Raw genomic sequence first — 13,768 nt, 5'->3', positions numbered from 1 at the left:
AGGGGAGAAGAAGGGCATGGATGCAGAAGGTTCCGGTCACGCGGCGCCGCCGGTGGTCGTCATGGGTGTGTCGGGTTCGGGCAAGAGCACGATCGGCACACGGCTGGCGGCCGACCTCGGCGTGCCGTTCATCGACGGCGACGCCCTGCATCCCGCCGCGAACGTGCAGAAGATGTCGGCGGGCATCCCCCTGACCGACGAGGATCGCTGGCCGTGGCTGGCCGAGGTCGGACGCACCCTGCGCGACGCGGAGGGCACCGGGATCGTGGTGGCCTGCTCGGCGCTCAAGCGCTCGTACCGTGACGCGATCCGCGACACGGCGCCCGACACGCTCTTCCTGCACCTGGACGGCTCGCGCGAGGTCCTGCTGGACCATCTGCGGGGACGGAGCGGCCACTTCATGCCGGTCAGTCTGCTGGATTCGCAGCTCGCGGACCTCGAGCCGCTGGGCGTCGACGAGCGGGGTACGGTGATCGACGTCGCACTGCCGATCGAGGATGTCACCCGGCTCGCCGCCGCAGCGGTGCAGACGGGAGCGTCGCCTCGCAGCCGCTGATGGATGCCTCGGCCCGCTGTGCGCGGATGACCGCCAGACCCGCGAACACCATCACGACCGCGCCCGCGATGCCGGCTACGATGAACGTCGGGCGCGGCCCCACGAGGGCGTTCGCGACGCCGCCGAGCCCGAGCGCGATGAACGACGCGGTGCGCGCGAGCCCGTTCAGCGGTGCATAGACCCGCCCGCGCATCGCGTCGGGGGTGCGGGATGTCAGAAGCGCTCCGAAGGTGGCGTTGCCCGCGCCGAACGCGGCGATCAGCGCCGTGATCAGCACGGCGTAGACCCAGAAGCCCGGGGCCGCGCCGACGGCGATCATCACCGCCGCGGCGCTGCCGAATCCGATCGTCGCCACCCGTGCCCGCAGGCGGTTGCTCGCGACCCGCCCGGCGACCGCGGCGCCGATGATGCCGCCCGCGCCCGCGAAGAACTCGGTCAGCCCGTACTGCCAGTCCGTCGCGCCCAGGGGCCCGCGCACGAGGAACACCTCGACCGGATTCACGCCCTCGACCAGCACGACGAACAGCAGGATCGCCACGAACAGCGGCATCAGGATGCGATCGCGCGCGACGACCCGCAATCCGTCGGCCCACGCCCACCGTCCGCCGGTGGTGGATGTCGCGGCCGCCCCCGCGCTCGCGGCGGCGCCGACCGCGCTCTCGGCGGCGCCGTGGCGCCGCGTGCGGATGAGCAGCGCCGCGACGGCGAGCAGCACGTAGGTCGCGGCATCCGTCCAGAACCCCCACGCGACGTCGTCGAGGGTCACGAGCAGTCCGCCCAGGCCCGCGCCGATCGGCGAGGCCACCGCTGCCAGGCCCTGCTGCCACGAGATGGCGGGCCCGATCCGGTCCTCGCCGACGATGCGGGGGACCAGAGCGCTCCACGTCGGCTGCGCGAACGCCTGTGCGAGGGCGATCGCGAAGCCGGTCACGAAGATCATCGCCGGCGTGGGCGACAGTCCGAGCGCCGTCACGGCCGCCGCCTGCACCAGCGCCGTCACGACGAGCACGAGCCGCGAGTCCATGGTGTCGGCCACGCGCCCGGCGATGCCCATCGTCGCGATCGACGGGATCGCCAGCGCGGCCAGGAACGCTGCGATGCCGAGCGCCCTGACGCCGCCGTCGTACAGCAGCAGCATCGCCGCGATCGAGGTGACCGACGTGCCCGCGGTGCTCAGAGTGCGGGCGACGAGGGCGATCCGTGCGTCTCGGACGGCCCACACCGAACTCTGAAAGGAACGCTTCATAATTATGAAGGATATGTTTCAGATCTGGCGCGCGCAACTAGACTGTGGCCATGGCGGGGGACGAGCGCGAGCCGATCGAGGTGGACGACCTCGCGCAGATGCGTGCGCTGGTGCACCCGGCGCGCTGGACGGTGCTGATGGCGCTGTACGACGGCGATCCGCTCACCGCGACCCAGGCCGCCGAGCTGACCGGGCTCACGCCGTCGGCCATGAGCTACCACTTGAAGCAGCTCGCCAAGATGGGCCTCGTCGAGCGCGCGCCGAAGACCGACGACGGCCGGGAGCGGCCGTGGCTGGCGCGCGGCACCGGGCTGCACATGACGGCGCAGCCCGACGAATTCGTCGGCGGGGTGATGATGCGTCACCTCATGACGGCGCTGACGAAGGTCGTCGCCGCGCCCCCGCCCAAGGATCCCGCCGAGCGACCATGGCCGGCGGGCTATTCGCAGACGCGCATGCGTCTGTCGAAAGAGCGGCGCAAGGAGATGATCGCCCGTCTGCAGGCGATCATCGACGAGTACGACGAGAACGAGGACGTCGACGCGCCCGAGATGGACTTCTTCCTGATCCACGGCGTGCGCGTCGATACGGCGGACAGAGTGGATGCCGGGGCCCCGGCATCCACTCTCGAACGCAGCGACGACCCACCCACGCGCCGCACCGCCTAGCGCCGGCGTCAGCCCAGCCGGCGGCGGTACACCGACATCGACACGACGTACGCGGCGACGAGGATGCCGACGCACCATGCCAGCGCGATCCAGATCTCGCCCGACACGGGGGTGCCGGCGAACAGGTCGCGGATCGTGTTCACGATCGAGGTCATCGGCTGGTACTCGGCGAACCAGCGCACGGGCCCCGGCATCGAGGCGGTCGGCACGAACGCCGAGCTGATGAACGGCAGGAAGATCAGCGGGTACGAGAACGCCCCCGCCCCGTCCGGCGTCTTGGCGGCCAGTCCCGCGATGACCGCGACCCAGGTCAGGGCCAGGGTCACCAGCAGCAGGATCCCGGCCACAGCCAGCCACGCACCCACGCTCGCGGGCGTGCGGAAGCCCATGATCAGCGCGACGGCGACGACGACCGCCAGCGCGATCGCGTTGGCGACCAGCGACGTGAGCACGTGCGCCCACAGCGACGCAGACCGCGAGATCGGCATGGACTGGAACCGCTCGAAGATCCCGGACTGCAGATCGGTGAACAGCCGCAGCGCCGTGTAGGCGATGCCCGACGCGATCGTGATCAGCAGGATCCCCGGCAGCAGGTAGTCGATGTACGAACCCGAGGTCGATCCGGTCTGGATCGCGCCGCCCAGCACGTACACGAACAGCAGCATCATCGCGATCGGCATGATCGCGGTGGTGATGATCGTGTCCAGGCTGCGCGTGATGTGCTTCAGGCTCCGCCCCGTCAGCACGGCGGTGTCGCCGAAGAATGCGGTGGTCATGATCGTTGCTCCCTCGTGATCGCTTCGCCGGCGGATGCGCTGGTGGATGCCTCGTCCCGGCCGGTGCCGCCGACCAAGGCCAGGAACACGTCCTCGAGCGACGGCTGCTTCTCGACGTACTCGACCTCCACTGGCGGCAGCAGCTTCTTCAGCTCCTCGAGCGTGCCGTTCTGGATGATGCGACCCTGGTGCAGGATCGCGATGCGATCGGCCAGCTGCTCGGCCTCGTCGAGGTACTGCGTGGTGAGCAGCACCGTGGTGCCGCCGGCGGCGAGCCCGCGCACCGACCGCCATACCTCGAGCCGCGCCTGCGGGTCGAGCCCGGTGGTCGGCTCGTCGAGGAACACCACCGGCGGGTCGCCGATGAGGCTCATCGCGATGTCGAGCCGGCGGCGCATGCCGCCCGAGTACGTCGACGCCTTGCGGCCGCCCGCCTCGGTGAGTGCGAAGCGCGCGAGCAGGTCGTCCGCGATGCGGCCGGGGTCCTTCAGGTGACGCAGCCGCGCCACCAGCACGAGGTTCTCGCGCCCGGTCAGGATCTCGCCCACCGCCGCGAACTGCCCCGTCAGGCTGATCGCCTCGCGCACCCGGCCCGGGTCGGTCGCGACATCGAGGTCGTGCACGCGGGCGGTTCCGGCATCCATCGTCGACAGCGTCGACAGGATGCGGATCAGCGTCGTCTTGCCGGCGCCGTTCGAGCCGAGCAGCGCGAAGATGCTGCCGCGCGCGACGTCGAAGTCCACCCCCTGCAGCACGTGCAGGTCCTTGAAGGACTTCTGGATGCCGCGAACCGAGATCGCCGTGTCGGTCATTGCCTCTCGCCCCGTTCCGTCTCTTCGATCGCCCGGTCGATCGACTGGTTCAGGCGGGCGCGCTCCTTGTCGATCCAGTGCTTGCCGCCATACGCCTGCGCGAACGACTCGGCGAACTCCACCGGGTCCTCGCCCACGATGTCGCGGACGGGCCTGCCATCTGCGGCGGCCTGCTCCCAGAGGTCGGCGAGGTCCGAGAACATCTGGACCATCGTGTCGCCCTCGGTCACCCCGCCGTAGTACATGAGGTAGCGCATGCACGCGTTGGCGCCGGTGCGATACGGCTCATCCAGCGCCTCGATGCGCGCCTTGGTCTGCCGGTACTGCTTCTTCTGCTCGAGAGACCCGGTGAGGGCTTCGATCCACTTCGCGGCCATGTCAGTTCTCCTTCGTGTCTGTGGTGTGATCGGCGTGGTCGTCGCGCAGCTGCGCGACGCGGTCGGCCAGAAACGTCCAGCCCTGCCAGAACTCGTCGAGCGACGCGGTGCCCGCGGCGTTCAGCGTGTACACCTTGCGCGGCGGACCCTTCTCGGACGGCACCTTCTCGACGTCGACCAGGCCCTTCTGCTCGACCCGCACGAGCACGGCGTAGACCGTGCCCTCGGCGATGTCGGCGAAGCCGCGGTCGCGCAGCCATGCCGTGATCTCGTATCCGTAGGCGGGGCGCATCGCGAGGATCGCGAGGACGATGCCCTCGAGGATCCCCTTGAGCATCTCCGTCTGCTGCTTGCCCATCGCGTCCTCCCTTCCTGCTATTCAGTGTTGCTGACTACCGGTATAAAGTAACACTGAGTACCGGTAGATAGCAACACTGAATACTGCGAGTTCACCGTGATGGCGGGCCACTCCTCGCCTGGAGCGAGGAGATCTCACCGGGCGAGGATCGAAATCGCCCATCTCGCCCTCGTTTGGCGAGATCCCCTCGCTTCGGGCGAGGGAGGCGAGCGTCGGGGAGCAGGCGAGGATGTGCCGCAGGCCTCAGAGCGGGTCGGGCGCGGGCCGCGGTTCCTCGAAGTCGCCGGCGGCGTGGCGCATCCGCGCGATGAGTCCGACCAGGGCCTCGGTGTCGTCGCGGCTCAGCCCCGGCTGCTCGAACACCTCGGCGTTCAGCGCAGCCGTGGCCCGCTCGCTGAGCTCGCGCCCCGCGTCGGTGAGCACGATGAGCGTGGCGCGCCCGTCCTCGGGGTGCGGCTCGCGCCGCACGAGACGGGATGCCTCGAGCCGGTCGACGGTGTTCGTCACGCTGGTCGGGTGCACCTGCAGGCGCGCGGATGCCGAGGTCATCGGCATCCGTCCCTCGCGTGTGAAGCGCAGCAGCGTCAGCAGCTCGTACCGCGCGAACGTCAGCCGGAAGGGCTTCAGGGTCGCCTCGACGCGGGCCAGCAGCAGCTGCTGGGCGCGCATGATGGAGGTCACCAGCGTCATGCCGGGAGCGGCATCGGTCCACCCGTGCGCGAGCCACTGCCGCTTGGCCTCGGCGATCGGGTCGACCGGCAGTCGTTTCACGCGAGCCACAATGACCTCCGGTCCTCGGGTTCCACGGTAGTCGGTTCCCCACTGCGGACTGTGCCGACGCGGCACGCTGAATAGACTCGAACACGACGGAGGAGAGCCATGAAGATCGTCGTCCTGGTCAAGGAAGTCCCGGATACCTATGGGGACCGCAAGCTGAACCTCGAAACGGGGCTGGCCGATCGTGCCGCCAGCGAGCCCGCGCTCGACGAGATCGGCGGCCGCGCCCTCGAGGTCGCGCTCGCCCATGCCGACAAGAACGCGGGCACCGAGGTGGTCGTGCTGTCGATGGCGCCCGAGTCGGCGCAGGCGACGATCCGCAAGGGACTGGCCATGGGCGCCGCCAGCGCCGTGCAGATCGTCGACGAGCAGCTGCTGGGCGCCGACCTGGGCCTGACCGCCGAGGCGCTCGCCGCGGCGATCCGAGAGATCGGGTTCGACCTGGTCATCACCGGCAACCAGTCCACCGACGGCAACGGCGGCGTGATGCCGGCGATGCTCGCGGAGCTGCTCGACGTCCCGCAGGCGACGAGTCTGAACACCGTCGAGCTGACCGACACGCAGGTCGCCGGCGAGCGCGCGATCGACGGCGGCACGGCGCAGGTGCGCGCCGACCTGCCCGCCGTGATCTCGATCACCGAGCGCCTGCCCGATGCGCGCTTCCCGAACTTCAAGGGGATCATGGCGGCCAAGAAGAAGCCGTTCGAGACCAAGACGCTCGCCGATCTGGGCGTCGATGCAGCGGATGCCGCGGCTTCCCGTTCGATCATGATCTCGGTCGCCGAGAAGCCTCCGCGCACGGCCGGCGTGAAGGTCGTCGACGAGGGCGACGCGGGCACGAAGCTCGCCGAGTTCCTGATCCAGAACCGTCTGGCCTGAGGGGGAGAGACATGGCTGAATACGCTGCAGATTCGATCCTGGTCCTGCTGGACGTGACGCCCTCGGGCGAGCTGGCGCGCTCGTCGGCGGGCCTGCTGGGGGCCGCCGCGCAGATCGGCACACCGGTCGCGCTGGTGGTCGGCGACGCGAAGCTGGCGGATGCCGCGGCGGCGGCGGGTGCGTCACGCGTGCTCGTGGCGAGCGGCGGCGAGGGGCTGACCGTTCCGATCGTCGACGCGCTGGCCGCCGCGGTCGAGGCCGTGCAGCCCGACGCGATCCTCATCTCGCACTCGGTCGACGGCCGGGACGTCGCGGGCCGCTACGCCGCGCGGTCGCGGTCGGCCTTGGCGATCGACGCGGTCGGCGTCGCGCGCGACGAAGAGGGCGTGGTCGCCCAGCATTCGGTGTACGGCGGCATGTTCACCGTCGACTCGGCCGCGACGTTCGGCGCCCCGGTCATCACGGTGCGCCAGGGCGCGATCGACGCGCGCGCCGAGGCGCAGCAGCCGGCCGTGGACGACCTGGCCGTGACGCCGTCGGGCCGCAAGGCCGCGGTGGTCGAATCGGTGACCGAGGCGACCGAGACCTCATCGCGGCCCGAGCTGCGGGGGGCGGCGAAGGTCGTCTCGGGCGGCCGGGGCCTGGGATCGGGCGACAAGTTCTCGCTCGTGGACGACCTGGCCGACGTGCTGGGCGCCGCCGTGGGCGCCTCGCGCGCCGCGGTCGATGCGGGATATGTGCCGCAGTCGTACCAGGTCGGCCAGACCGGCGTGTCGGTCTCACCCCAGCTGTACATCGCGCTGGGCATCTCGGGCGCGATCCAGCACAAGGCGGGCATGCAGACGGCCAAGACGATCGTCGCGATCAACAAGGACGGCGACGCCCCGATCTTCGACATCGCCGACTACGGCGTGGTCGGCGACCTGTTCACGGTCGTGCCGCAGCTGATCGACGCGCTCAAGGCGCGGAAGCAGTAGCCGTGGCGACGTATCTCCGCGCCATCCGCCGAGGTCTGCCTCGCACCGCCGGCGGCGAGGCCTGGCCGCCCGCCGTCGTAACCGAGGTCGCGATCGACGACGACCCGGTGATGGATGCCGCGGCCGCCGAAGCCCCGGTCGTTGAGCAAGCACCGCCCCCGGTCGCCCCGCGAGCGCAGCGAGTCGAAACGATGCCCGCCGCTCAGGTCGTCTCGACTCGTCGCTCCGCTCCTCGCGAGGCGACCGGCGGTGTCGCCCTGCGCCGCGGCCTGCCTCGCACTCCCGGCGGAGAGCCCTGGCCGCCCGCCGGCACCGTCGCTTCCGTCGCGTCCGAGGTCGCCCCGCCGGCGCAGCCCCCGGTCCCCGAGCAGGCAGAGCCCCCGGTCGCCCCGCGAGCGCAGCGAGTCGAGACGACTCCCGTATCGGCGGACGTTTCGACCGGTCGGTCCGCTCCTCGCGCGGCGGCCGGTGGAACGGCCCGCCGCACCGGCCTGCCCCGTCCGGGCGCAGCGGCGCCCGCGCCCGCCGCACCCGCCGAGGTCGCGGCATCCGCCCCGGCACGGCCGCTGGCACCGCTGCCGTTCCACCAGGAGGTGTTCACGCGAGCGGCCGCCGCGCAGTGGGAGGCCGACCGCGCCCGCACGATCCCGGCCGGCACGCCCATCGAACCGGTCGAGCCCGCGCGCGTCGGACCGTTCACGAAGGTCCAGTGGGCCGGGGCGGTCATCGTCGCCGGCGCCGGTCTGCTGTTCGCGGCCGGCATGGTCGTGCTGCTCATGCGCTGGTTCCTGAGCCTCGCGTTCATGCAGGACTTCCTGCACGCGTTCCCCGGCGTCTACGACCTGCCGGCCGCAGCTCCGGTCGGGTTCCCGGCGTGGCTGAACTGGCAGCACTTCCTCAACATCTTCTTCATGGTGCTGATCATCCGGACGGGCCTGCAGGTGCGCAACCAGAAGCGTCCGCCCGCGTACTGGAGTCCCCGCGGCAACCCGCAGCGCAAGATCAGCATCAACCTCTGGTTCCACCAGTCGCTCGACATCCTGTGGCTGGTCAACGGCGTCGTGTTCGTCGTGCTGCTGTTCTCGACGGGGCAGTGGATGCGGCTCGTGCCGACGAGCTGGTCGGTCTTCCCGAACGCGCTGTCGGCGGGGCTGCAGTACGTGTCGCTGGACTGGCCGATCGAGGACGGCTGGGTCAACTACAACAGCCTGCAGCAGCTCGCCTACTTCGCGGTCGTGTTCCTGGCGGCCCCGCTGGCGGCGATCACCGGCGTGCGGATGAGCGGGGTGTGGCCCAAGAACGCCGCCGCGCTGAACAAGGCGTACCCGATCGAGTGGGCGCGGGCCGTGCACTTCCCGACGATGATCTTCTTCGTGCTGTTCATCATCGGGCACGTCTTCCTGGTGCTGACCACGGGGGCCCTGCACAACCTGAACAGCATGTTCGCCGCGAACGGCGGCGGCACCTGGATCGGCTTCTGGTTCTTCGTCGCAGCCATGGTCGTCGTCGCGATCGGCTGGGTCGCCGCGCGCCCGCTGGTCCTGGCGCCCATCGCTCGGCTGTTCGGCCGGGTCAGCGAGCGCTGATCCCGGCCGGGCACCGCGACGGACCGGGGGATATCCCCACCCGAACCGGACGGATCCCCACGCTGTGGTGAAGGATGCTTCGCCCTAGCGTTGAGGCATGACCACGACTCCGCCCGAAGGCGCCGCAGCCCCGCCGGCTGCGGCATCCCCTTCGACGCAAGCCCCCGCTCCCCGCGACCCGCGGGCCGTCCGCCTGTTCACCCCGTCGCGCCTGCTCGGCGCGATCGTCCAGCTCGCCTTCGTGGGCGTCGTCTGGGCCGGGATCATCGGTGGGCTCATCGCGATGCTCTTCACCGGGATCGGACTGATCTTCGCCGTCGGCGTGGGACTGGTGATCCTGGTCGCCTGGGTGTACGCGATGTTCGCCTTCGGGTGGGCCGAGTCGGCCCGCGTGGAGGGCCTGTACGGGTTCGGCCTCGCGCCGCGCCGGCTGCGCAGGAGCCCGCGGCCCGGCTTCGCCGGCTGGCTGCACTCGCTGTGGCTGCAGCTGATCGACGGCTCGATGTGGCGTGCGATCGCCAGCGCCGCGGTCTCGACGATCCTCGGATGGGCGGTGCTGTCGCTGGTCTCGGCTGTCGCATCGGGGGCCGCGATGGCGTTCACGCCGCTGTTCGGCGGCGACAGTGCCTTCATCCGGCTGCAGGGCACGGGGCTCGACGTCCCCGCGTCGTGGGCCCTCGCCGCCGGCATCATCGCCGCACTCCTCGCCCTCGCGGGACTGGTCGCCCTGGCCGCCCTGCACGGCGTGCTGGTGCGGGCGATCCTCGTCCCGTCGCGCGAAGCGCAGCTGGCCGAGCAGGCCCGCACGTCGCAGGCGCAGCGGGTCGGCGCGGTCCGCGCCGCCGACGTCGAGCGCACGCGCATCGAGCGCGATCTGCACGACGGCGTCCAGCCCCGGCTCGTCTCGGTCGGGATGACGCTCGGCCTCGCACAGCAGAAGATCGACTCCGACCCCGACGCGGCCAAGGCGCTGATCGCCGAGGCCCACACCTCGACCAAGGCGGCGATCACCGAACTGCGCCAGTTGGCCCGCGGCATCCACACCTCCGTGCTCGACGACCGCGGACTCGACGCCGCCCTGTCGGCCTTGGCCGCGCGCTCGCCGGTGCCCGTCGTGCTCGACGTGCGGCTCGCGCAGCGGTGCAGCCCGCAGGCCGAGGCGGCCGTGTACTTCGTCATCGCCGAGACCCTGACCAACGCCGCGAAGCACTCGCGCGCCTCGGAGTGCCGGGTCGTGGTGCGCCAGCGCGACGGCGGGCTGCTGTGGGCCCGTGTCGAGGACAACGGCGTGGGCGGGGCATCCATCGTCCCGGGCGGGGGCCTGGACGGCCTGTCGAACCGGGTGCTGGGGGTGGGCGGCACGTTCCGCCTCGACAGCCCCGGCGGGGGACCGACCAGTGTGGAGGTGAGCGTGCCGTGCGCATTCTGATCTGCGAGGACTCCGTGCTGCTGCGCGAGGGACTCATCCGTCTGCTCGAGGATGCCGGACACCAGGTCGTCGCGGCCCTGCCCGACGCCGACGGCGTCGACGAGGCGGTCGCCGAGTCCGAGCCCGACCTGTGCGTGCTCGACGTGCGCCTGCCGCCCACCCGCACCGACGAGGGCATCCGTGCCGCTGTGCGCATCCGCGCACAGCGGCCGACGCTGCCGATCCTGGTGCTGTCGCAGTACGTCGAGGAGCGCTACGCGTCCGACCTCATCGCCGGTCGCGGCGGCGGGCTCGGGTATCTGCTGAAGGACCGCGTCGCCGACGTCGCCGAATTCGTGGCGGACGTCGAGCAGATCGCGGCCGGAGGCACCGTGTTCGACCCCGAGGTCGTCGCCCAGCTGCTGAGCCGGCGCACCCAGGACGCGCGGATGCAGCGGCTCACCGATCGCGAGTCGACGGTGCTCGCCCTGATCGCCGAGGGCAAGTCGAACCAGGCGATCGCCCAGACCCTGTACATCACCGAGGGCAGTGTCGAGAAGCACATCACCTCGCTGTTCTCGAAGCTCGACCTCGAGCCCGACGAATCGGGCAACCGGCGGGTGCTCGCAGCCCTCGCCCACATCGCGCACAGCGGCGACGCGCCGCAGACAGGAGACCTCCGATGAGCACGCCCACCACCGCCGGCGTCCCGCCCACGCCGCCCCCGGCGCCGTCGTCGTCGGGCAACGCCCGCGTGATCGCGGTCCTCGCGATCGTGTTCGGCTCGCTCATCGTGCTCGGCACGCTCGTGTCGGGCGCCGCCGCGACGATCGGCTCGGCATCCGTGCACACCACCTCGCGCACGGTCGACGTCGCCGGGGTCGACGAGCTGACGACGCAGCTGGATGCCGGTTCGCTGCGCGTCGAGTTCGCCGACGTGGCCGAGGCCGAGCTCACCGTGACCTCGGGCGCCGGCGCCGACCGGTGGACCTTCGATCGCGACGGCGCAGAGCTCGAGGTGCGGTCGCCGTCGGGCCTGTTCCCGTGGTGGGGCACCCCCTGGTTCCGCAGCGGGAACGGCGACGCCGTCCTGCGGCTGCCGCGGTCCCTCGAGGGCCTGGACGCCTCGCTCGACCTGTCGGCCGGCGACCTGACGGCGACCGGCGACTTCGGCGAGCTGACGCTCACCGCCGGGGCCGGACGCGTGCGTGCCACCGGATCGGCGCACAGCGTGTCGACCGAGATGAACGCCGGACGCGCCGACCTGTCGCTCGCCGACGTCGACACCGCCGACCTGCGCGTGAACGCGGGGGATCTGAACGCGACCTTCACCGGCGCGCAGCCGTCGCGGATGGACCTGCAGGCCAGCGCCGGGGCGATGGATGTCACGGTCCCCGCGGGTGCGTACGACGTGTCGGCGCACACCTCGGCCGGGTCGTTCGACAACCGGATCGGCTCGCAGCCCGGCGCGTCGAGCACCGTGCGGGTGAACGTGTCGGCAGGTCAGGTCGTGCTGCAGCCGGCGCAGTGAGCCCTGCCCTGTCGCCGGGGCATCGCGTAGGGTGGTACCCGTCCTGATTCGGAGCGCGACGGGGGGGCCATGGCTGAGCGGATCGCCGTCGACCGGGATCTGATCGTGGCGCACGCGGCGCGCGTGAGGCAGGTGGCGTCGGATGTCGCGGTGGCGCGGGATGCCGCGTCCGCGACGAACATGTCGGGCGGCGCGTTCGGGGTGCTGTGCGGGTTCCTGGTGCCGCCCGCGTCGCTGGTCGCGCAGGTCACCGGGGCGGCGATCGCCGCGGCGGAGCGGCTCGTGGAGCGCAGCGCGACCGAGATCCGGGGCGTGGCCGACGACATGGCCGCATTCGAGCAGACCGTCGTCGAGGATCTGCGCGGCCTGGAAGGACGGGTGGGGCGGGGATGACCGGCAACCCGCTGGTGGCGACCGCGGTCGATCACACGTCGCCGTTCGCCGGAACGCTGCTTCTGGATGACGGCGACCAGCTGGTGCAGGCGATCAGATCCGGCGACTGGGTGTCGGGCGGGATGGCGGCGTTCTCCGGGGCCGTGGACACCGTAGCCGCCGTCTCGGACCCGCTGGGCACACTGATCGCGGCGGGGCTGGGCTGGCTGATCGACCACGTCGAACCGCTCAAGGGCTGGTTCAACGACCTGACCGGCGACGCCGCCGAGGTCGAGGCGTTCGCGCAGACCTGGACCAACATCCAGACGCAGCTGCGCGGCGCCGGCGATGAGCTGATCCGGGTGCTCGGCGACGTCGAGGACCTGGCCGGCGAGGCGATGGACGCGTACCGGCGGTTCCAGTCCGACACGGCCGCGCATCTGCGCGCGGCCGGGGACTGGGCCGGGGGCTTCGCAACCGGTCTGCACGTGGCATCCGTCATCGTGCAGGCCGTGCACGACATCGTCCGCGACGTGCTCTCGCAACTGGTCGGGTCGGCGATCTCGTGGGCCGCCGAAGCCGTGTTCACCCTGGGCCTTGCCACCCCGTGGATCATCGAGCAGGTCAGCACCCGGGTCGCGTCGCTGGTCGGCCGGGTCGGCAGATTCGTCACCCGCCTGCTCGAATCCGTCAAGTCCCTGCGCGGCCTGCTCGACCAGCTCAAGCCCCTGATCGACAAGGCCACCGCGCTGTTCGACCGGCTGCTGCACGGCGCGCGTGGCGGCGCGGCCGCGACACACTCCCCCTCGCCGGTCTCGGCGACTCCCGGGCACCCGCTGTCGCCGGACGACTTCGGCGCCATGCACGACGCGGGCTATCACAGCACGATCTTCAACGACAAGGTCATCTCGTTCTACGACACCCCCGACGCTCACCTGGGGGCGCCGAACTCCAACGTGTGGGCGATGCCGACCGAGGACGCCGCCCGGATCCACACGCCCGCCGACGCCGCGCGGCAGACGGGCATGGCGCCGATGGCCCAGGACGCGTACCTCCACGGCGGGGACCTGTACTCCGTGCACTTCCCCGTCGATCCGAGCCAGCTGCGCCGGCCGACGGTGGCGGACTCCGGCGGCTGGGAGCACTTCTACCCCGATCCGACGAGCGCGGACCCGGTCTACGGCCACACCGCCGTGAACACCGGGACGGGGGCGTACCTGGTCAATCCGACGCGGGAGACCCTGGTGCCCGGCGGGAACGCCATGCCGCCCGGGTCGGTGCTGACCAGACTCGTCGACGGGTCGTGGGTGGTCGTTCGGAGGTATCCGTGACCGAGGCCGGATGTGACGTCTGCCGGGCCGGGGTCTACACCGCCGGTCCGGAGCCGCACTTCGTCGCGGCGACGGCGGGCAACGCGCTGTTCTACCGGTGCGCGGTGTGCGGGA

The 13,768-nt window shown here is 71.4% G+C and carries 16 protein-coding genes; 10 read left to right on the top strand and 6 right to left on the bottom strand.

What is annotated here, in order from left to right; translation table 11 throughout:
- Positions 1–16: 16 nt before the first annotated feature.
- Positions 17–556, top strand: coding sequence for a gluconokinase (locus tag AC3RX0_RS07935; protein ID WP_491505436.1), 540 nt, complete (start codon positions 17–19; stop codon positions 554–556).
- On the opposite strand, the gene AC3RX0_RS07930 is transcribed toward AC3RX0_RS07935, so the two are convergent.
- Positions 501–1,802: an MFS transporter gene (locus AC3RX0_RS07930; protein ID WP_491505435.1), complete on the bottom strand. Its 1,302-nt coding sequence runs from the start codon at positions 1,800–1,802 to the stop codon at positions 501–503. The genes AC3RX0_RS07935 and AC3RX0_RS07930 overlap by 56 nt on opposite strands.
- 50 nt (positions 1,803–1,852) lie before the next feature.
- Here AC3RX0_RS07930 and AC3RX0_RS07925 point away from each other — a divergent pair, with 50 nt between their 5' ends.
- On the top strand, positions 1,853–2,470 hold the full coding sequence (locus AC3RX0_RS07925; RefSeq protein ID WP_491505434.1) for a MarR family transcriptional regulator: 618 nt from the start codon (positions 1,853–1,855) through the stop codon (positions 2,468–2,470).
- A gap of 8 nt (positions 2,471–2,478) precedes the next feature.
- Here AC3RX0_RS07925 and AC3RX0_RS07920 read toward each other — a convergent pair whose 3' ends face one another.
- The 5 genes from AC3RX0_RS07920 to AC3RX0_RS07900 form a co-directional block, all read right to left on the bottom strand.
- Positions 2,479–3,246 carry an ABC transporter permease gene (locus AC3RX0_RS07920; protein ID WP_491505433.1) on the bottom strand — a complete coding sequence of 256 codons (768 nt, stop codon included), beginning with the start codon at positions 3,244–3,246 and terminating at the stop codon, positions 2,479–2,481.
- The gene (locus tag AC3RX0_RS07915) at positions 3,243–4,058 is read right to left on the bottom strand and encodes an ABC transporter ATP-binding protein (protein ID WP_491505432.1); all 816 of its coding nucleotides are present in this window, start codon (positions 4,056–4,058) and stop codon (positions 3,243–3,245) included. Before AC3RX0_RS07915 ends, AC3RX0_RS07920 begins: the two co-directional genes overlap by 4 nt.
- Entirely contained in the window at positions 4,055–4,435 is a 381-nt protein-coding gene (locus AC3RX0_RS07910; RefSeq protein WP_491505431.1) for a DUF1048 domain-containing protein, read from the bottom strand. Before AC3RX0_RS07910 ends, AC3RX0_RS07915 begins: the two co-directional genes overlap by 4 nt.
- Before the next feature lies 1 nt (position 4,436).
- Entirely contained in the window at positions 4,437–4,793 is a 357-nt protein-coding gene (locus tag AC3RX0_RS07905) for a PadR family transcriptional regulator (protein WP_491505430.1), read from the bottom strand.
- A gap of 243 nt (positions 4,794–5,036) precedes the next feature.
- The gene (locus tag AC3RX0_RS07900) at positions 5,037–5,573 is read right to left on the bottom strand and encodes a MarR family winged helix-turn-helix transcriptional regulator (protein WP_491505429.1); all 537 of its coding nucleotides are present in this window, start codon (positions 5,571–5,573) and stop codon (positions 5,037–5,039) included.
- A 99-nt stretch (positions 5,574–5,672) separates the two neighbouring features.
- On the opposite strand from AC3RX0_RS07900, the gene AC3RX0_RS07895 reads away from it, so the two are divergent.
- The 8 genes from AC3RX0_RS07895 to AC3RX0_RS07860 all read left to right on the top strand — a co-directional run bounded on the left by AC3RX0_RS07895 (position 5,673) and on the right by AC3RX0_RS07860 (position 13,654).
- Positions 5,673–6,449 (top strand): electron transfer flavoprotein subunit beta/FixA family protein, encoded by a 777-nt coding sequence (locus AC3RX0_RS07895; RefSeq protein WP_491505428.1) that lies wholly within the window; start codon positions 5,673–5,675, stop codon positions 6,447–6,449.
- A gap of 11 nt (positions 6,450–6,460) precedes the next feature.
- Positions 6,461–7,426, top strand: coding sequence for an electron transfer flavoprotein subunit alpha/FixB family protein (locus AC3RX0_RS07890; protein ID WP_491505427.1), 966 nt, complete (start codon positions 6,461–6,463; stop codon positions 7,424–7,426).
- Between the two features lie 2 nt (positions 7,427–7,428).
- Positions 7,429–9,012 carry a cytochrome b/b6 domain-containing protein gene (locus tag AC3RX0_RS07885; RefSeq protein ID WP_491505426.1) on the top strand — a complete coding sequence of 528 codons (1,584 nt, stop codon included), beginning with the start codon at positions 7,429–7,431 and terminating at the stop codon, positions 9,010–9,012.
- A 97-nt stretch (positions 9,013–9,109) separates the two neighbouring features.
- A complete protein-coding gene (locus AC3RX0_RS07880) occupies positions 9,110–10,441 on the top strand; it encodes a sensor histidine kinase (RefSeq protein WP_491505425.1) in 1,332 nt (443 codons plus the stop codon).
- Entirely contained in the window at positions 10,429–11,106 is a 678-nt protein-coding gene (locus tag AC3RX0_RS07875; protein WP_491505424.1) for a response regulator, read from the top strand. Before AC3RX0_RS07880 ends, AC3RX0_RS07875 begins: the two co-directional genes overlap by 13 nt.
- Complete coding sequence (locus tag AC3RX0_RS07870; RefSeq protein ID WP_491505423.1) at positions 11,103–11,951, top strand: DUF4097 family beta strand repeat-containing protein; 849 nt, start codon at positions 11,103–11,105, stop codon at positions 11,949–11,951. The genes AC3RX0_RS07875 and AC3RX0_RS07870 overlap by 4 nt, the downstream gene beginning before the upstream one ends.
- A 69-nt stretch (positions 11,952–12,020) precedes the next feature.
- Positions 12,021–12,344: a hypothetical protein gene (locus AC3RX0_RS07865; RefSeq protein ID WP_491505422.1), complete on the top strand. Its 324-nt coding sequence runs from the start codon at positions 12,021–12,023 to the stop codon at positions 12,342–12,344.
- Positions 12,341–13,654, top strand: coding sequence for a hypothetical protein (locus tag AC3RX0_RS07860; RefSeq protein WP_491505421.1), 1,314 nt, complete (start codon positions 12,341–12,343; stop codon positions 13,652–13,654). Before AC3RX0_RS07865 ends, AC3RX0_RS07860 begins: the two co-directional genes overlap by 4 nt.
- The last annotated feature ends 114 nt before the right edge of the window (positions 13,655–13,768 follow it).

It is taken from the genome of Microbacterium sp. W1-4-2, from assembly GCF_058349885.2.
The sequence above is the reverse complement of the archived record's forward strand: the minus strand, read 5'-3'. Positions and strand labels throughout refer to the sequence as shown.